We start from the raw sequence: 19,849 nt of genomic DNA, 5'->3' as shown, positions 1-19,849 counted from the left end.
CATGATAAGATATTTATGGTTAAAGAGCAGTGTAGGGTTGTTGCTTTGTTTGCTTCCGCTGATAAATATGGCGCAAACCGCAGAGGTTGCGCTGCCCGATACTACTGTAACGGAGCAAGTCGATAGTACAGTAGCTGTGGCTCCCGCTGAAGAAGATGCCTACGAGGACGAAGCCGCTTATTACGAAATGCGGCATATTCCCGACTCACTGATAAATGAGCTGAAAGCCAATAAGAAACTGCAATACAAGGATGTACAAGAAGCGCCGCCTGAACGGTATCTCTGGCTAGAGCGATTCATGGCCGCCCTTGTCAGATCGATCAGTGTTATCCGCTACGTGTTAATGGGATTACTGCTGGCCGGACTAGGATTCCTGGTTTACCGGTATATGAAAGCGAATGGTATGACCATGTTCCGTAAGCCGGTAATGATTGATGGCTTAACAGAAATACAAACAGAAGAACTACATAGCGGGGAAGAATATGAAGAAAAAATCAAGGCAGCCATGGCCGCAGGCGACGCCCGGCAGGCCATACGCTGGTGGTATCTTTACACACTATTTCAACTGGCCAGCAAACAAATGATTGTAGCAGGCAGGGAGAAAACCAATAATGATTACCTGCGTAATATGCGTAGCTCTCCCTACTATAAGAAATTTGCTGCACTCACGCTGGATTATGAATATATCTGGTATGGTGGATTTGACGTGAGTGAAGATAGTTTCAGAAATATTAACCAGGAATTCCGGGATTTTAATAACGCAATAGGAAAAGCTTCGTGAATACTAAACCTATATATATCATCGGATCGGTAGTACTTGTATTGGTATTACTGATGGTCATTGGAGGCAATTTTGGTTCCAACCCGGAAGAGCAAAGCACCAAGATGCTCCGGTCTTCTTTTTCCAGTAAGGATAAGAAAGCGGGAGGAGCTTATGCTGCCTTTAAAATGCTGCCACAGCTGTTTTACAAGAAATCCATACAAGTAGTTACCAAGCCATTTGCCAGCACCTACGAAAAAGAAACGGAGCTGAAAAAGAATGCGAATACCTATATCCTGGTGGCCAACCAAATGTATACTACGGAGAAAGATGTAGATGCTATGCTGGAATATGTGTCCGGGGGAAATGATTTGTTCATCGCAGTGAATAACCCGGATCCCTATCTTGCCAAACAACTTAACTTCAAAATGGAGGAAGGTGCCAGCGAGCAATTCTTTAAGGAAAAAACCGCACAATACTACCGGGATACCATTGTACCAATAGATACGAGCTTCGCTTATGAAGGGATGATCAGTGGCAGTAGCTTTGCGAAGGTAGATAGTACCACCACCACTGTGTTGGGTAGCAACGGGCAACATAAACCTAACTTTATCCGCATCTCATACAGTACTGGGTATATTTACCTGCTGTTGAACCCTTATACCTTCACTAACTATTTTTTATTGCATAAGCATAACACGGGCGCGCTGGAAACGCAGGTGTCTTATTTGAGTGACCTTGGCGGTAATGTATATTGGGATGATTTTTACAATGCACAACACAGCGCGCAGTCCGGCGATTTCAGCGAATGGCAGGTACTCATGCGGTATCCGGCTATGCGATGGGCTTTATGGCTGGGTGTTGCCCTGATGTTGTTGTATGTGATATTTGAAAGTAAACGCCGGCAACGGATTATCCCGGACAAGCCCGTGTTTAGTAATACTTCTGTGGAGTTTGTAGATGCTATCGGACAACTGTATTATCAGCAACACAACAATGATAACCTGGCGCATAAAATGATCCTGCATTTGTTGGAGTATATACGTACCCGTTATTATCTCAATACCAACGTACTCGACGAAGAATTTGTAAAAGCATTATCGCGCAAATCTGCTGTACCGGAAGCTGATATCAGAACCTTGTTACAAATGATGCATCATATACAGCTGGAAGGAAATATAAGTGATGATTACCTGAAGGAATTTTATAAACGCATTCAACTATTTTATTTAAACACGAAGTAAATAATGGATACCAATACATTTCAACCCAGAACTGATTTTTCTGCTTTACATGAAGGGGTAGAATCCATCAGGGAGCAAATAGGAAAAGTAATTGTAGGGCAGCATCAGATGGTAGACCTGTTGATTACGGGGTTACTCACGCAGGGGCATGTACTGATAGAAGGTGTTCCCGGCGTGGCCAAAACCTTAACCGCTAAATTGTTGGCGCAGTGTGTAGACGCGGATTTCAGCCGGATACAGTTCACCCCGGATCTGATGCCTGCGGATGTATTGGGTACTTCTGTATTTAACCCGCAAACCAGAGCATTCGAATATAAGAAAGGACCTATTTTCAGCAACCTGGTACTGATTGATGAAATAAACCGGGCACCGGCCAAAACACAATCTGCCCTCTTTGAGGTGATGGAAGAAAGACAGATTACCAATGATGGTACCACCTGGTCACTCGATCGTCCGTTTATGGTAATTGCCACCCAAAACCCCATTGAGCAGGAAGGTACTTACCGTTTGCCGGAAGCGCAGCTGGACCGTTTCCTTTTTAAGATAGAAGTGAAGTATCCTGATTTGCAGGAAGAAGTAGCGGTGCTGCGCAGTATCCATCATTTTAATGGAGAAACAGATCTTACTAAAATGATCAGTAAGGTAGTTACTACCACCCAAATTATTGCTTATCAGCAACAGGTAAGACAAGTAGTGGTAGAGGATAAGTTGTTCCACTACATTGCCGCTATTGTTAATGAAACACGTATGAATTCATCCCTGTACCTGGGCGCTTCTCCGCGTGCTTCCATTGCCATTATGAATTGTGCAAAAGCTACAGCTGCTATGAAAAACAGGGATTTTGTTATTCCTGACGACGTAGTAGAAATGGTACCCCATGTATTGCGGCATCGTATTATCCTTACTCCTGAAAAAGAAATGGAGGGCATTAAAACCGATGATGTGATTGCACAAATTATTAAGATGGTAGAAATACCAAGATAGCTGTTAGCTATTAGCTGTTAGCCATTTGCAGGTTCAGCTAAAGTCGTTGATTGATAACTAAAAGCTAAAAGCTGAGCGCTAAAAGCTAAGAGAATATGTCCGCAACCGTAAAGAATAATTTATACCAGATACTTTTTTTCACCAACAGGCTTTATCTCCTGCTGGGAGTGAATAGCCTGTTGTTTATTTTGGCATTCTTTTTCCCGGTGCTTTATAATGTAGCCATAGTGGCGTTCATCGTATTGCTGGGATTGGTGCTGCTGGATATGGTATTACTGTTACTGCGGCCATCTGGGGTTGTTTCGCTGGAACGTAAAGCCAGTCATCGTTTCAGCAATGGAGATGATAACGAAGTATTGCTCGATTTTCAGAATCGCTATTCTTTCCCGGTATTTGTAAATGTGATAGAAGAATTACCTTTTCAGTTCCAGGAGCGTAGCTTTCTCCTGAAAGCCAAAGTAGGTGGGGGTGCAAAGCATGTTTTTCGCTATGTACTTCGCCCGGTAGAAAGAGGTAATTATCATTTTGGATATAGTAATGTGTTTGTGAAAAGTGCCCTGGGCATTATCAGCCGGCGTTTTGTGTTTGATAATGAGCAGGAGATTAGCGTATATCCAAGTTTTCACCAGTTGCGTCATTTTGAATTGTACTCCTACATGAACCGGCTGAATGAGCTGGGTGTACATAAACGCCGTGTTATTGGCCATAGCATGGAGTTTGATCACATTAAACCTTATACCAAGGGCGATGATGTGCGCATGTTAAACTGGAAAGCATCTGCCCGTACGGGTAACCTGATGGTGAATAATTACGTGGAGGAAAGATCGCAGCAGGTATATTCTATCATAGATAAGGGGCGTACCATGAAGATGCCTTTTAATGGATTGTCGCTGTTGGACTATGCCATCAACGCATCTTTGGTATTCAGTAATGTAGCCATTAATAAAGGAGATAAAGCCGGACTGGTAACATTTACAGAGAATAAGACCGAAGTGTTACCGGCAAGCAACAAAAAAATTCAGGTAAACAAGATCCTGGACATGCTTTATGGGCAGGAAACGCAATGGCAGGAAAGTGATTATGAAGCATTGAGTATACAGTTGCGTAGTAGTGTATCTACCCGGTCTTTGTTAATGGTATATACCAATTTTGAATCGATGTCCAGTTTACACCGGCAGCTGCCTTTTCTGCGCCGTTTGGCCCGTTATCACCTGGTGTTGGTGGTGTTTTTTGAAAATACGGAGCTGAAGAAAATTACCGAGCAACCGGCACATGATATCGAGGGGATTTATAAACAGACTATTGCGCAAAAATTTGCGTACGATAAAAAGTTGATTGTAAAGGAGCTGGCAAAATATGGTATCATGTCATTATTAAGTACGCCCGAGCACTTAACCCTGAATGTGGTGAACAAATACCTGGAGCTGAAATCCCGTATGCTGATATAGTTATTGTCTTCTTTTTCTTTTATTCCCTTCGGGAGAAGTTTTTATGATCAGGGAATCATTGTCTGGTGCTTGTTTCACGGGGATGACAGACCGGAGGTACAAGCGATCGTTGTATTTGTACCAGGCTTCTACGGTTACTGTTTTGATGGTATCGTTTTTAGGTAACAGCAAATCCTGGCCAATAATGGTACCATCGGAAGTTGCAAACCGGACCGAAGTGGTATCCAGCGGAAATACTTTTCCACTGTTAAATTTTCCTTCTACATTCAGATAAAACCGGATATCGCGTTTGATGCTATCGGCATAATGATTAAACCGGATGCCGGTAATATAAGGCAGCGTGATAGTTGTTTGCAAAGGATCACCATTACCGATAGCTGCGGTGAGTACTACATGGTATTGGTCACGGATCAGTTGTGACCTGTCGAAATACAGTATGCCATTCCGGATGTTACCGTTGCTGCTGCTGACGTTTAATTTATTCCACCGGTAGGAGCCTTGGCCATAGCCGCTGGTGACTTGCGAGGAGCTATCGCTGAAGAATAATGTGATGGCGATGGGCGTACTGTTGTATAATTCGGTTACTGCCGATGGATCATAGCTCCCCTGTATCCTCACTACGCGTGCCTGTTGGGCGTTAGCCAACAGGGGGGTGAAGAACAGGGCGTAGCAGAGCAAGTGTTTTAACATTCAGTTGTGGACTTTAGTAACGAAATGCATTAGTTCCTTACTGCTAATTGCCTGGCTACATATTTACCAAGAATATCGAATTCCAGGTTGATGAGTGAACCTTTCTTTATTTTAGATACGTTGGTATGTTCGTAAGTGTATGGAATGATGGCTACGGAGAATTCGGTGCTGGTTACATCAAATACGGTCAAGCTGATACCATTCATGCAAATGCTTCCTTTTTCCACGATGAGTGCGGCAAATTCGGAAGGGTAGCGGAAACGGTATAGCCAGCTGCCATCCTGTTCCTGGCTGGAAATACATTCTCCCACGCTGTCTACGTGTCCCTGTACCAGGTGTCCATCTATGCGGCCGTTGAAAACCATGGCTCTTTCCAGGTTTACAAACTGGGTGGGTGTTAATTGGCCCAGGTTGGTTTTTTGCAGGGTTTCTGTTACGGCTATGGTTTCGTAAGTATCGCCCTGTATGTTGGTCACGGTAAGGCATACGCCGTTATGGGCCACGCTCTGGTCTATTTTTAATTCGCGGGCCAGTGGTGTTTGTATCGTGATAACCAGGTTACCGCCGTCTTTCCTGGTAGATACTACTTCTGCTAGTGTTTCTATAATTCCTGTAAACATGAAGCTAATTTAAGAAAATTTCTATACCCGGGGTTTCCACGGAATTTCATCTACGCCTAATTTATGTCCTACCCAACGGGCGAGTACAAAAAGGTAATCACTGAGGCGGTTAATATATTTGAGTACCAGTGGTTCAATGAACATATCGTGCTCCTGCATGCCTACGCAAAGTCGTTCTGTACGGCGGCAAACACAGCGGGCTACGTGGCAGGTAGATACTGCTACGTGGCCGCCGGGCAGAATGAATGACTTCATGGCTGGCAATTCTTCATTCATCTGGTCGATGCTTTTCTCCAGCAGGGTGATATCTGCTTCGTGGAGGTCGGGTATTTTTAATTTGGTTTCTTTATCGGGATCACAGGCCAGGGCGGCGCCGATGGTGAAGAGGCGGTCCTGTATTTCGCGGAGCAGTAATTTGGTATCCGGGTCTGCGATATGATCATTCACGAGGCCGATGTAGGAGTTGAGTTCGTCGACGGTGCCATAGGCTTCAATGCGTACATCGCTTTTGGGTACTTTGGTACCGCCAATGAGGGATGTTTTTCCTTTGTCGCCTGTTTTAGTGTATATCTTGAATGACATGGCTGTTATTTAGTGCAAATTACGAATTACGAATTACGAATTACGGAGTTGTGGGTAGATAATAGCGGATGGTCTTCGCCGATATCTACCCACAACTCCGTAATTCGTAATTCGTAATTCTTTTATGCGATTACTTTTTCATTAACCCGGTCTGATTCAATGACGCCGTCTCTTAGGCGGATCACGCGTTTGGCGTGATCGGCAATATCTTCCTCGTGTGTAACCAGTACAACGGTATTGCCGGAGGCATGAATGGCGCCAAAGATATCCATGATTTCCACGGATGTTTTGGAGTCCAGGTTACCGGTAGGTTCATCGGCGAGGATGAGGGAGGGGTTGTTCACCAGGGCGCGGGCAATAGCCACACGTTGGCACTGACCACCGGAAAGTTCGTTGGGTTTGTGTTTATAGCGTTCGCCCAGCCCTACTTTTTCCAGCATGGCAATGGCTCTTTCTGTTCTTTCTTTTTTACCGATACCGGCATAGATCAGTGGGATGGCTACATTTTCCAGTGCGGTAAGCCGTGGCATCAGGTTAAATTGCTGGAAGACGAAGCCAATTTCTTTGCCACGTACGGTAGCGAGGTCATTGTCTTCCATTTTACTCACATCATGTCCGCTCAGTACATATTTACCGGAGGTAGGTGTATCCAGGCATCCCAGGATATTCATCAGGGTTGATTTTCCCGAACCGGAAGGCCCCATCAGTGCTACATATTCATTTTTAAAAATGTCTAGTGCGACCCCTTTGAGTACCGGGAGTTCATTTTTTCCGAGAAAATAACTTTTTCTGATTCCTTCCAGGTGGATGACGGACTTTTGCATGTGGGTTATTTCTTTATAATTTTCGGCACTTTAAAGTATTCCTCAGTAGCGGAAGGTGCGTTCTGCAGGGCTTCTTCACGGCTGATACCCGGGATAACCTTATCTTCCCGGAAAACATTATAATCATCTGTCAGGTGAAGTAATGGTTTCACGTTGGAGGTATCCAGTTCGTTCAGTTTCTCCACGAAGGTAATCATGCGTTGCAGTTCTCCGCGTATTTCTACCTTCTCCTGGTCGTTAAATTCCAGCCGGGCAAGATCTGCCAGTTGTTGTACCAGCGCGTCGTTCACTTCCATAATCAAATTAAATCAAAAGATAATGAAATATAAATGGTAAATATGATAGTATCCCAAAATTAGGGATAAACGGCCAGAAAACACAGAAAGCATGCGTAGCTTTTTGCTTTACGCTTTCGGCTTTTTCATTAAATTGCGCCCTGTTATGGCTACTCAAAAAGAAATTGTGGTAAGCGGCATACGCCCCACTGGTTATTTGCATTTAGGCAACTATTTTGGCGCAATCCGTAATTATATCCGGATGCAGGAAGATTTTAACTGCTACTTTTTTGTGGCAGACTGGCATTCATTAACTACACATCCGGATCCTAAGGATCTGAAAGGCAATGTAATGAGGGTGCTGGCCGAGAATATTGCGTCCGGGCTGGATCCCGAAAAGGTAGCACTGTATGCACAGAGTGATGTACCTGAAATAGCAGAACTGTATTTGCTGATGAATATGCTGGCCTATGTGGGTGAACTGGAAAGAGTACCAACATTTAAGGATAAGGTACGTTTACAACCAGATAACGTAAATGCCGGGTTGCTGACTTATCCGGTGCTCATGAGTGTGGATATCATTATTCAACGTGCCGTAAAAGTTCCGGTAGGTAAGGACCAGGGACAACACCTGGAAATGGCCCGTAATTTCGCACAGCGTTTTAATCACCGTTATGGAGATTTGTTCCCTGAACCGGAAGCATTTAATTATGGTGATGGCCTGGTACGTATTCCAAGCCTGGATGGTAAAGGGAAAATGAGTAAGAGTGAAAATGAGATGGCTACACTTTATTTGGCAGATGAGGACAAACTGATTATGGACAAAGTGAAGAAAGCTAAGTCCGATACCGGTACTGGTGTGCCGGGTTCTCCAATGCCAGAATCTGTACAAAACCTGCTGGATCTGATGAAGTTGGTGTCTGCGCCGGATGCAGTTACTTTCTTCGAAGACCAATGGAATACTACAGGTAACATCCGCTTTGGAGATCTGAAGAAACAGCTGGGAGAAGATATGGTGAAATTCATTGCACCTATCCGTGAAAGAGCGAAAGAATTACAGAGGGATACTAACTATTTGGAGAAAATTATGAAAGCCGGTGCAGAGAAGGCAAGAGCGAATGCGGCACAAACTTTGCAACAGGCGAGAAAACTTATTGGTTTAAATTACTATTGAAAAAGTCGCCAACTGTAGCTATTTTCAATATTTACCTATCATCGCATGGCAAAACAGAATAAGATTAAGCATATAGCTATCGCCGGAAATATCGGAGCTGGCAAAACTACACTCACAGAAATGTTGTGTCGTCATTACAAATGGCATCCACAGTATGAAGATGTAGAGCACAATCCATATTTGAATGATTTTTATGAAGATATGCCCCGCTGGTCTTTCAACCTGCAGGTATATTTTCTGAACGGCAGATTAAAGCAACTGCTGGAAGTGCAGAATGGAAAAGAAACGGTGATCCAGGATCGCACCATTTATGAGGATGCGCACATTTTTGCGCCTAACCTTTATGAAATGGGGTTGATGACCAAGCGTGATTTCGATAATTATTTCAACTTCTTTGAAACGCTGAAAAGCATGGTGAAACCACCGGACCTGTTGATTTACCTGCAGGCTTCCGTTCCTACCCTGGTAGCACAGATCCAGAAAAGAGGAAGAGAGTATGAAGAAAATATTCGCCTGGACTATCTGAAACGCCTGAACGAATATTATAACAACTGGATCGAGAAGTATAATGAAGGCCCTTTGTTGATTATTGATATCGACAAAAATAAATTTCCGGAAAGCGACGAGGATCTGGGAGAAATTATCTCCAAAATTGATTCCCAGTTGTATGGTTTATTTTAAAAATATCCCGGGTTTATTTTTTTGATTTCGGAAGATATACAAGCTTAGCGGAAGCAGGTAAGACAAGCACTTACCGGTTTCCGCTAAGCTTTTTTAATGCTGCACGTATAGAAAAAATATACGCGTTTATGTTTCATTAACAGATGATGGTGGAAGGGTAGCTACCTTTGTATTCGTTGATAGCCCGTTAACCCAACTATAGTAAGCTATCAATTGAATGTATTGTTAAACCCCATTTACGGATGAAACGTTTTATGTTAACCCTCGTATCCACCTGGTGGATTACCTTGTTATCTGCGCAATCTTTACTGGCACCTATTGGAAGGAATACCAGCGTTGGCAGTTACAGCCGTCATTTTCAGCAGATCATTGCCATGTGGAATAATCCAGCCGCATTAGCCTGTTTGCCGGCATTTAGCGCCGGTATTTATTCGGAGAACAGGTTTTTGTTGAAGGCAGCTTCTTTGTATGCCGTCATGGTAGCAGTTCCGTCGCCGGGAGGTGCATTTGGTGGCAGCCTGGTACGTTTGGGTAACAGTGCGTGGCATCAGCAGCAATTAAGTGGTGCATATGGTCGTGGCCTCGGGCGCAGGGCCGGCATAGGGCTGCAATTCAATTATGAAACAACTACGGCGCAGGGAGCTGGTAGTACCAGCGCCTTAAGTGTGGACGGTGGCATATTGTGGCATTGCAATGAAAAATTGCATACCGGGCTACAGGTGCATAAAGCGGCCGGGAAAGGCGTAAGCTATAGTGGTGGTACCGGTTTTGAAGCATCGCGGGATTGCCTGCTAACGGCCATGGTTACCTCTACCGGTGCTATCACCAGTGTTAAGGCCGCGGTTTATTACCGGCTCATCAGTGCGCTGGCGCTGGAGATAGGCCTGGCAACTGGTCCTGCTTACCATAATGCGGCCATTATCGTTTATCTGCGCTCCCTGCGTATAGATATTGCTGCCGGGTTTCACCCACAATTAGGTATCACTCCTTCAACATCACTGATATGGCAACCTGCTGCGCCGTCCGCTGCGGAATAATTGGGAGTGTATTACTGTTGTGTTTATGCAGGGAAGCTATGGCGCAACAACCGGAAGAAGCATTGCCGACAGTGATGGCCAATAACCTGGAACAAACCACCGCCGGCACAGAAACCGTATCAGAAGATGATGCACAATGGCAACGGCTAAATGCCCTGAGCCGGCATCGCATCTCCCTGAATACGGCGGATGAAGCGACCCTGCAATCTCTTGGCCTGCTAACACCGTTACAGATCAGCCATTTCCTGCAGTACCGACTGGTACTGGGCGACCTGTTGAGTATCTATGAGCTACAGGCGATACCCGGTTTTGAGCCGGAAGTGATCCGGCGTATTTTGCCTTATGTGACGGTAGGAAATGACCTGGCGCCCCACTACACCCTGCGTGACTATTTGCATAAAGGGGATCATGCGTTGTTGCTGCGTTATGCCCGCCCACTGGAAAAAGCAAAAGGATACCTGCATACAGACAGCACCTTACCTGCATACAGTGGAGGGCCCGAAAAATTATTTATTCGTTACCGTTATAATTTCCCCCGTTATATCAGCTGGGGAATGGTGATGGAGAAAGATGCAGGAGAAGCGCTTTTCAGGGGAGCGCAGCAACAGGGATTTGATTTTTACAGTGCGCATATTTTTATCAGGAATGTAGGGAAGATAAAAGCACTTGCCATTGGTGATTATACCGTTAATCTCGGACAAGGGCTCTTGAACTGGCAGGCACAGGCCTATGGGAAAGGGGCTGCTGTGATGCAGATAAAGCGGGAAGGAGAGGTGTTGCGGCCCTATACTTCTCCGGGTGAATTTTATTTTTTCAGGGGAGCTGCTATCACGCTGCAGCAAAGGCATTGGGAAATGACGGCATTTGCCTCCTGGCGTAAACAGGACGCCAGCACAGATACACTTGTTGATGAGGTGATGGCGGAAAGTGTAAGCAGTAGTGGATATCATCGTACCGCAGCAGAGGTCAGCAAACGAGGCATGGTACAGGCGGCCAGTGCCGGAGGAAATATCCGGTATATAACGCATCGTTGGCAGCTTGGCGGGAATATGGTCTGGCAGCACTTTACACCTGGCCTGCAACAAAAGACCGCACCATATAATCAGTTCGATTTTCGCGGACAGCAGTTATTGGCCGGAAGCGTTGATTATGCCGGCAGCTGGAAAAATGTACATGTATTCGGTGAGGTGGCTGCCAGCGATAATGGTAAGCTGGCTATTGTACAGGGATTGCTTACCAGCATAGCGCCTGCGGCAGATATAGCATTGTTGTATCGCTACTATGATAAAGCCTACCAGTCGTTCTTTGCCAAAGGGTTTGGCGACAGTTACCGCACGGTGAATGAACAGGGTCTTTATATAGGGCTTACACTGAAGGTAAGCGCCCGGTGCAAACTGGATGCTTACGCTGATTTCTTTCATTTTCCCTGGCTGAAATATCGTATTAATGCTCCCTCGGGCGGACGGGAGTATTTGTTGTCGGGGAGTTATGTATTGAATAAAAGGATGACCTGGCTGTGCCGGTACAGCTTCCGGCAAGGTGAAGAAAATATGCCCTTCCCGGACAACCCCATTAAAGTACCGGAGGTAATAACGGCTACGCGCCTACGTATACAATGGGACTGGCAACAGCATAAGCAGTTTAATACTAAACTGCGATTGGAATGCAGCCAATATCAAACTACTGCCGCTACACAGCAGGGGTGGATGATATACCTGGATGCGGCGTATCATTTTAGTCGTTTACCCTTTGCCGTTAGTGGCCGCTTGTCTCGTTTCCAAACCAGTAACTACGATACGCGTATTTATGCTACGGAAAGCAGCGTGTTATACGAAAACGCTGTATCCCAGCTCTATGGCCGTGGATGGCAGTATTACCTGAATGTAAAATGGAAGGTGAATCGCCGGATTTCAGGTTGGGGACGTTTACATCAAGCGATCTACGAGGGAGTGGACCAGGTAGGTAGTGGTAATGATATGATCAGGGGACATAAAAAAACAATGGTACAATTTCAGTGGCAATATCTGATAGGAAAATAAAACGTTATCAAGACAATTAATCTTACTGATTATCAAACTATTGAATCACGATCTTTACAACCAGTTAAAAAAATGTTAACGAGATGTAGTGCGGCATTCTTTTTTTTTCTAACTTGTGATAGTCAACCGAAATCTAAATCTAATTTGCTTTATGATCCAGAGCGCCCTTCTTTATGAGTAGCAGCTTGTGATTCACAGCAAATGTATTCATTCAATCTAAGGTACATAGCATAATTAGTGACCATTACATTAGGACTCTTTACATTAGCCCGGACTTTGTCTTAATAGCTGGAGTGTAGCGCTCAATAACCATTTTCTGTAGATATATCTGAACCAGTTGTCGGTAATAAAATAATAATATTCCGCTGAGTATTCGGAAATACAAGATTGATATTTAAACAACCAAAATCTGAACAGTTTATGAAGAAAGGTAATTGCCCTTTTACATAGTCGTATCGTAGGCATATACGGTATATCCTGTAATCATATTTCCCTTTGTCCGGGGAACAGGATCCTTCATGCTATTTATTGATCGCATCCGGGGATGCGATATGGGATACGTATGCCATTTGCTTATGCTAGCAGCATGACGAAGCGTCGGAGAATATCTGGCGTAACGGCTGGCTATTGCTCAATAGTAAGTCACTTGTAAGACTCAATGTTTATTTTCTTTTTCAACCAAAACCTGAATTATTTATGAAAAAGGTTCTACTCCTTTTTGCCGTGCTTATGGCACTTGTTAGCCTGGCCTATTCGCAGCAGCGAAAGGTTACAGGTACCGTCAAGGGGAATGATGGTAATCCTATTCCATTTGCCACCATTCAGATAAAAGGTACTAACACCGGTACCACTGCAAACCCCAGTGGGGTATTCCAATTAAATGTCGCTGAGACAGGAACCGTACTAATTGTAAGAAGTGTCGGATTTAAAACGCGGGAAATTACTGTGGGAAATGACAATGTACTCAGCGTTGTGTTGGCTTCCGATAACAAAAATTTGCAGGAAATAGTAGTGACTGGTCTCGGATTGGTAAGAGAAAAGAAAACGGTAGGTTACGCTACCACCAGTTTTGCCACAGAACAAATTAACAGGGTAGCACCTGTAAGTATGATGGATGGATTGTCCGGTAAAATTGCCGGCGCTGAAATATCTACCATCAGTGGTTCTCCGGGTGCCTCCAATAAAGTGATCCTGCGCGGTTATTCTTCGCTGCAGGGAAATAACCAGCCGCTATATGTGGTAGATGGGGTGCCACTGAATAATGACCGCCCCGGATCTACAGATATCAAAGGTAGTAACATCACCGGTGGTTATGATTTTGGTAACAATGCCAATGATATCAATCCTAACGACATCGAAGCCATCAGTATTCTGAAGGGGGCAGCTGCTACTGCCATTTATGGTTCCAGAGCAGCCAGCGGCGTAGTATTAATCACTACTAAAAGAGGTAAAAGCGGAAAGCTGAAAGTGGATATCGCTTCCTCTGCCGACTATTCCCGGGTAGCAATGCTGCCTACTATGCAGGAGCAATTCGGTCAGGGTTGGGGTGGTACTTTCATCCTGTCTGAAAATGGAAGCTGGGGCCCTCGTTTAACCGGTGAAAATAAAAAGTGGGGCGCTACTGTAGATGGTGACCAACTATCCAAACCATTTTCTTTTGTAAAAAATAATGTACGTAATTACTTCACTACCGGAAAAGAATATAACAATACAGTAGCTCTCAGTGGTGGTAATGAAACCTCCACTTTCCTGCTATCATACGGTAATGTATATAGTGATGGAGTACTGCCTACAGATGCAGATTCTTACAAAAGGAATACATTTTCCGTTAGGGCTACTACCAAATACGGGAGATTTTCTGCTGCTACTTCCTTCAATTATGTGAATAAAAATGCTAAGGCGCCATCTACACGTAGTGAGGCGGGACTTGGTTCTTCTCTCTTTGAAGATATTATCCAGATTCCGGTGGATATTGACATTTCTCAGTTTAAGGATTATAAAGGTAAATTCTACAACGTAGACAATTATTTCACACCTTATGCAGAGAACCCTTATTATTCACTTTATGAAAATGGGAATAACCTCAGGAGTAACCGTGTGTTTGGAAATATTTTCCTCAAATATGGTATCAATGATTGGCTGAATGCGGAATGGCGTATTGGTGCTGATCTCACCAACACTGGCTCGAAAGCTTATAAAGCTAAGAACAGACCTACTGCCGGCAGCTGGAACGATGGTAACAACGTAGAAGGTTCCCAACGTGCAGAAGACGTAGGTTATGTGCGCGAGTACACCGATTACAGAGGTGAATACAATTCTGACCTGATGCTCTCCATTAATAAAAAAATAGCATCAGATTTGACCCTCGACGGACTAGTTGGTTTTAACCTGAACCAACGGGAGGGGAAAATTTTCAATTCTGCTGTAAAAGGATTGACTATTCCAGGATTCTACGTGATCTCAAACTCTCCCAATGCACCTGTTTCCACTACACAAGAGTTTACACGCAGACTGTATGGTTTGTACGCACAGGCCACACTCGGCTACCACGACTACCTGTTCCTGACGGTGAATGCACGTAATGACTGGTCATCTACCTTACCAGACAAAAATAACAGCTACTTCTATCCGGCAGTGAATGCCGCCTTCATTTTATCTCAGGCATTAAAGATGGATCCCAGCGGAATTTCTTTCGCAAAACTACGGGCCAGCTGGGGTAAAACAGGTAACGATGCGGGACCTTATCTGACTAAAACAGTTTTAAATACCGGAGAAATTATTGTGTTGCCTTTCGGATCACTGCTGTTCCCATTCAATGGCATACCCGGGTACACGGTGGGTGATAATATAGGTAATCCTCAACTCAGTCCTGAAATCAGCTCGGAATACGAGTTCGGCGGTGAAGTGAAATTTTTGCATAATCGCCTGGGCTTCGATGTTGCTTTTTATAATAAGTTGACTACCGGTCAAATCATTTCTGTACCGGTAACCCCCAGCTCTGGCTATTCCAGCATTACACAAAACTTTGGTAAAGTAAGGAATAAGGGAATTGAATTGTCTGTCAATTTAGTGCCGGTAGAAACGAGAGATTTCAACTGGACCATGAACTATACATTTTCACAGAATAAGAATAAGGTAGAAGAATTGCCTGCAGGGCTGGAACAAGTGGTACTGAATACCGCCTATGACGCTAAGTTCGTAGCACGTCAGGGAGATCCTTTAGGCGTTTTCTATGCACCGGTTGCGGCTACTACCAGTGATGGAAAAATCATTGTGGACGCTACCGGCTTACCGAAGGCCGCACAATCAGATGGCTATTACGGTACTTCACAACGCGACTTTACCATGGGATTGGTGAATACCTGGCGCTATAAAGACTTTACCCTGGGTTGTTCCATTGATTGGAGAAAAGGTGGCGTATTTTATTCCGGTACCGCGGATCTGACCTACTTCGTTGGAAACGCTTATCAAACGACTATGAACGACAGAAGAGCGTTTGTAGTGCCTAATTCAGTGATAAATACCGGTACCGAACTCAAACCGGTATATGTGGAAAACACCACGCCTATCACAGACGATAATTATGACGCTTACTGGTATCATACCACTAATAAAGGCTATGCTTATCAGCAGCGTATCATTGATAAAACCTTCCTGAAAGTGCGTGATATCACGCTTTCATACAGTCTGCCAACTGCTGCAGCCAGTAGGATTCATGCCAGTAATGTGCAACTGACATTATTTGCCCGTAATCTTTTTATCTGGACTCCTTCAGGTAATACTTTCATTGATCCGGAAGTATCTAACTATGGAAATGACCTGAGAAGTGAAATGGGTGAATTCAGGTCTATGCCTACTACTAAATCGTATGGCGCTTCACTGAGGGTTTCTTTCTAAAAATTTAAATTTTATGGCATTATGAAAACTAATAGCAACAAATATTTACTCGGCCTGTTTGCAGCGGTACTCTTCCTCGGTACTTCCTGCAAAAAGAACCTGGATATCAACAATGATCCAAATAATGCACCACTGGACAAAGCATCTCCCTATGTATTATTCCCGCCTGCAACACTGGCTACGGTAGCCGGCGTTGGAACAGAAGGAGCAGTGATAGGAGGCATATGGGCCCAGTATTGGACACAGAGCAATGCCTCTAACCAGTATAAAACCATTGATGCATATAATATCCAGCGTACAGATTATAACGCGTTGTATACGCAGTTATTCTCCGGCGCCCTGCAGGACTATAGCCTGATGCTCAAATTGTGCGATAGCCTGCATGATAATAATTTCGGTTTGATGGGGACCGTTATGAAAGCCTATAGCTACCAGGTATTGGTGGACTTATACGACCAGGTGCCATACCAGGAAGCGTTTGGAGGGCTAACACAGTTGCAGCCAAAGTTTGACGACGGTTACAGCATTTACAAATGGTTGCTGGCAGATATCGATAAAGCATTGGCAAAAGATCTGACAGTACCCATTTTAAATGAAAACCTGACCCGGGATATGATTTACAAAGGAGACATGAGCAAATGGGTAAAATTTGCCAATACACTCAAATTGAAAATGTATCTGCGCATGGTCAATGCAAAACCAGCGGAAGCAGAAGCAGGTATCCGGGGATTGCTGGATGCCCACGCGCCACTGCTGACCGATATAGACGCCAATATGAGTCTTTTCAAAGATGGCCCCGGACTGGACAATCCTTTGTATGAAATGAATGTAAGAAGCCTGAATACCACTACTAACATACGTGCCAGCAATACGTTTTTATTATGGTTGAAGAAAAATAAAGATAGCCGGCTGACCAAAATTTTTAGAGCGCCGGGAGCTGCGGGTGGTGTGTATTATGGTATCAACCAGGGAGATTTTACGAGTTTGAATCCAATCTACAACGTGTCATGTTATTACAGACAAACAGCAATAGATACGGCCTACCTGATTTCCCGCGCAGAAACTATGTTTATGTTGGCGGAAATACAGGAACGTTATTATGGTGGTGTCAATGCGAAAAACTATTATAATGCAGGCGTGACAGCTGCTTTCCAGCAATTGAAAGTAAATATCACCGATTCTTCTTACCTGAAAGCTGGTGGTGCTTATGAGTACCCTTCAGCAGGCACTTTCGATCAAAAGCTGGAAGCGATCATCACACAGAAGTGGGCTTCTTTCCCGGGTAACCATACATTGGAGGGTTTCTTTGAGCAAAACAGAACAGGATATCCGAAATATAGTTCGGTATATTCTACCGATCCCTCTTATATACCCGGGCAATTGGTGTATTCCCGCAACGGTGTTACCGGAGCAGGTAAATTCCCCAAACGGCTGGTATTCCCGGATGTGGAAAGAAGCCGGAATAAGAATACACCTGCAGAAGTACCTATTTATCAAAAAGTATGGTGGGCGCTATAACAGTTTACGGATCTAAAATTATGTACCATGACAACAAATAAGTATAAAAGATATTTCGTCGGCGCTTTAATGATCGCTGCTTTGACTATTTCTTCTTCCTGCAAAAAAGAATTACCTGATATACCAAATATGCAGGTGCAAAAATTGGCAGGTACCTGGTGGGTTACCAGGCAGCTGAACGGAGTTGCCGGCGACCATGTAAAAATTAACACCTTCAATACTGCCAATGACAATGGGAAGGAAATGTGGGTGCAGGACCAGGGACTGGGGTTTGACAACGATTTCCAGGCGAGGGTAAATGTAAATCTCGCAGATCTGACCTTTAATGCTACAAATTCCCCGGATGCACATAGCACGGCTACTGTTACCATTACTGGTGGAAAAGTATTCCCCGGTCAGGGCAAATCCAAAAGTGGACGTGTAACAGACAGCATTTACATGGAAATACAGGTATCTACAGATCCTGGCAAGAAGTACGTGGTGTCCGGTATTTTACGGACAAAATTTGATGATGATGACTATTAAAAGCCGATAATCAGCGGTTTCTAAAAAAAGAGGACTCATTTGAGTCCTCTTTTTCTATTTTTGTACGGCAAAAACGTACAACATGGAAAATCAGGAAGAACAGAATCAGCTTAATATAGAGTTGAATGAAGAAATCGCCGAAGGTCAATATGCGAATCTTGCGATCATCACCCATTCCAATGCCGAGTTTGTGGTAGACTTCGTGAATGTTATGCCAGGTCTGCCAAAGGCGAAGGTTAAATCCCGCATTATCTTAACTCCACAGCATGCTAAGCGTTTTATGAAAGCAATGCTGGATAATATTAAAAAGTACGAGTCTATACATGGCCCCATTCAGGACCAGGAGCAGGTATCCGTTCCATTAAATTTTGGTGGTCCTACCGCTCAGGCTTAACTCTCTTCAGATGGAACATATTTTTTCTTATCATCATTTGAGAGAATTTACGAAAGAGGTGTTTATCCACATGGGATGTAGCCTTGAGCATGCAGCCCTGGCCAGTGAAGTACTGGTTTCGGCAGACTTGCGCGGTATCGATTCTCATGGAATAGCCCGTTTATCGGGCTATGTTCGTTTATGGGAGGCTAAGCGAATCAATGCGCGCCCTAATATCCGGGTAGTGCATGAAACGCCCAGCACGGCTGTTATCGATGGAGATGCCGGCCTCGGACTGGTGGTGGCGCCATATGCTATGGAGATAGCCATGCAGAAAGCAGCGGCAGTAGGTACAGGTTGGGTGAGTGTTAAAAACTCCAACCATTTCGGTATTGCCGGTTATCACGCCATGATGGCGCTGGAGCGGGATATGATCGGAATGGCTATGACCAATGCCAGCCCGCTGGTAGCCCCTACTTTCTCTATTGAACGTATGCTGGGAACCAACCCTATTGCAGTGGCAATTCCTGCCAAAGAGCAGCCGGCTTTTGTAGCGGATTTTGCTACTACCACTGCTGCCAATGGCAAACTGGAAATTCTGCAACGCAAAAATGAAGAGGCTCCTTATGGCTGGATACAGGATAAAGACGGGAACCCCAGTACCAATCCCCATGAACTTAAAAGTGGTGGCGCTTTACTGCCGTTAGGCGGGGATAGGGAACACGGAAGTCACAAAGGGTATTGCCTGGGAGCAATTGTTGATATATTTTCGGCCGTTCTTTCCGGCGCCAATTATGGCCCGTGGGCACCTCCTTTTGTGAGCTTTTTACCGCTGGCCCCGGACCCGGTAGGGGAAGGGCTGGGCCATTTCTTCGGCGCAATGCGGGTAGATGCCTTCCGCCCGGCAGAAGAATTTAAACAGCATATGGATACCTGGATCAGCCGCTTTAGGGCAGCCGAACCGGTACCCGGAAAAAAAGTATTGATACCCGGTGATCCGGAAAGAGAAATGCAGCAGGAGAGACTGGATAAAGGAATTCCTGTGATAGCCCCTGTGGTGAAGGATATGAAAGAAGTGGCTGCAAAGTTTAATTTGAATTTTTAAATTGTAATCGTTCATAAAAAACGCCAGGAATAAAGCCGATGCTGGATTTCAGGTAGCTAAAGCAAAAACAAAA

General features: G+C 44.5%; 18 protein-coding genes. 13 read left to right on the top strand and 5 right to left on the bottom strand.

Annotated elements, in window-relative coordinates:
• The first annotated feature begins 1 nt into the window (after position 1).
• The 4 genes from AC5ZC7_RS24510 (at position 2) to AC5ZC7_RS24495 (ending at position 4,436) form a co-directional block, all read left to right on the top strand.
• Positions 2–781, top strand: coding sequence for a hypothetical protein (locus AC5ZC7_RS24510; protein WP_496158410.1), 780 nt, complete (start codon positions 2–4; stop codon positions 779–781).
• On the top strand, positions 778–2,004 hold the full coding sequence (locus AC5ZC7_RS24505) for a DUF4350 domain-containing protein (protein WP_496158411.1): 1,227 nt from the start codon (positions 778–780) through the stop codon (positions 2,002–2,004). Before AC5ZC7_RS24510 ends, AC5ZC7_RS24505 begins: the two co-directional genes overlap by 4 nt.
• A gap of 3 nt (positions 2,005–2,007) precedes the next feature.
• Positions 2,008–2,988 carry an AAA family ATPase gene (locus tag AC5ZC7_RS24500; RefSeq protein WP_496158412.1) on the top strand — a complete coding sequence of 327 codons (981 nt, stop codon included), beginning with the start codon at positions 2,008–2,010 and terminating at the stop codon, positions 2,986–2,988.
• Between the two features lie 95 nt (positions 2,989–3,083).
• Complete coding sequence (locus tag AC5ZC7_RS24495) at positions 3,084–4,436, top strand: DUF58 domain-containing protein (RefSeq protein ID WP_496158413.1); 1,353 nt, start codon at positions 3,084–3,086, stop codon at positions 4,434–4,436.
• Here the strand turns inward: AC5ZC7_RS24495 and AC5ZC7_RS24490 are convergent, their stop codons facing one another.
• The 5 genes from AC5ZC7_RS24490 to gatC form a co-directional block, all read right to left on the bottom strand.
• Positions 4,437–5,126, bottom strand: coding sequence for a hypothetical protein (locus AC5ZC7_RS24490; protein WP_496158414.1), 690 nt, complete (start codon positions 5,124–5,126; stop codon positions 4,437–4,439).
• Between the two features lie 29 nt (positions 5,127–5,155).
• Positions 5,156–5,746, bottom strand: coding sequence for a riboflavin synthase (locus tag AC5ZC7_RS24485; RefSeq protein ID WP_496158415.1), 591 nt, complete (start codon positions 5,744–5,746; stop codon positions 5,156–5,158).
• 21 nt (positions 5,747–5,767) lie between these two features.
• Complete coding sequence (locus AC5ZC7_RS24480) at positions 5,768–6,328, bottom strand: cob(I)yrinic acid a,c-diamide adenosyltransferase (protein ID WP_496158416.1); 561 nt, start codon at positions 6,326–6,328, stop codon at positions 5,768–5,770.
• Between the two features lie 122 nt (positions 6,329–6,450).
• Positions 6,451–7,152, bottom strand: a complete 702-nt coding sequence (locus tag AC5ZC7_RS24475; RefSeq protein ID WP_496158417.1) for an ATP-binding cassette domain-containing protein — start codon at positions 7,150–7,152, stop codon at positions 6,451–6,453.
• A gap of 5 nt (positions 7,153–7,157) precedes the next feature.
• Complete coding sequence (gatC, locus tag AC5ZC7_RS24470) at positions 7,158–7,448, bottom strand: Asp-tRNA(Asn)/Glu-tRNA(Gln) amidotransferase subunit GatC (RefSeq protein WP_477075713.1); 291 nt, start codon at positions 7,446–7,448, stop codon at positions 7,158–7,160.
• Between the two features lie 145 nt (positions 7,449–7,593).
• Between gatC and trpS the strand changes: the two genes are divergently transcribed.
• The 9 genes from trpS to AC5ZC7_RS24425 all read left to right on the top strand — a co-directional run bounded on the left by trpS (position 7,594) and on the right by AC5ZC7_RS24425 (position 19,776).
• Positions 7,594–8,601: a tryptophan--tRNA ligase gene (trpS, locus tag AC5ZC7_RS24465; RefSeq protein ID WP_496158418.1), complete on the top strand. Its 1,008-nt coding sequence runs from the start codon at positions 7,594–7,596 to the stop codon at positions 8,599–8,601.
• Between the two features lie 45 nt (positions 8,602–8,646).
• Positions 8,647–9,282, top strand: coding sequence for a deoxynucleoside kinase (locus AC5ZC7_RS24460; RefSeq protein ID WP_496158419.1), 636 nt, complete (start codon positions 8,647–8,649; stop codon positions 9,280–9,282).
• 242 nt (positions 9,283–9,524) lie between these two features.
• Complete coding sequence (locus AC5ZC7_RS24455; RefSeq protein WP_496158420.1) at positions 9,525–10,319, top strand: hypothetical protein; 795 nt, start codon at positions 9,525–9,527, stop codon at positions 10,317–10,319.
• A 38-nt stretch (positions 10,320–10,357) separates the two neighbouring features.
• Complete coding sequence (locus AC5ZC7_RS24450) at positions 10,358–12,358, top strand: ComEA family DNA-binding protein (RefSeq protein ID WP_496158421.1); 2,001 nt, start codon at positions 10,358–10,360, stop codon at positions 12,356–12,358.
• Positions 12,359–13,054: 696 nt separating this feature from the next.
• Positions 13,055–16,255, top strand: coding sequence for a SusC/RagA family TonB-linked outer membrane protein (locus AC5ZC7_RS24445; protein ID WP_496158422.1), 3,201 nt, complete (start codon positions 13,055–13,057; stop codon positions 16,253–16,255).
• A 21-nt stretch (positions 16,256–16,276) separates the two neighbouring features.
• Positions 16,277–17,773: a SusD/RagB family nutrient-binding outer membrane lipoprotein gene (locus AC5ZC7_RS24440; RefSeq protein WP_496158423.1), complete on the top strand. Its 1,497-nt coding sequence runs from the start codon at positions 16,277–16,279 to the stop codon at positions 17,771–17,773.
• 27 nt (positions 17,774–17,800) lie between these two features.
• Positions 17,801–18,298 (top strand): lipid-binding protein, encoded by a 498-nt coding sequence (locus AC5ZC7_RS24435; RefSeq protein ID WP_496158424.1) that lies wholly within the window; start codon positions 17,801–17,803, stop codon positions 18,296–18,298.
• Positions 18,299–18,380: 82 nt separating this feature from the next.
• The gene (locus AC5ZC7_RS24430; protein WP_291917457.1) at positions 18,381–18,692 is read left to right on the top strand and encodes a DUF3467 domain-containing protein; all 312 of its coding nucleotides are present in this window, start codon (positions 18,381–18,383) and stop codon (positions 18,690–18,692) included.
• 10 nt (positions 18,693–18,702) lie between these two features.
• A complete protein-coding gene (locus AC5ZC7_RS24425; RefSeq protein WP_496158425.1) occupies positions 18,703–19,776 on the top strand; it encodes an Ldh family oxidoreductase in 1,074 nt (357 codons plus the stop codon).
• The last annotated feature ends 73 nt before the right edge of the window (positions 19,777–19,849 follow it).

This window comes from Chitinophaga sp. 9-1-y (assembly GCF_059511905.2).
The sequence above is the reverse complement of the archived record's forward strand: the minus strand, read 5'-3'. Positions and strand labels throughout refer to the sequence as shown.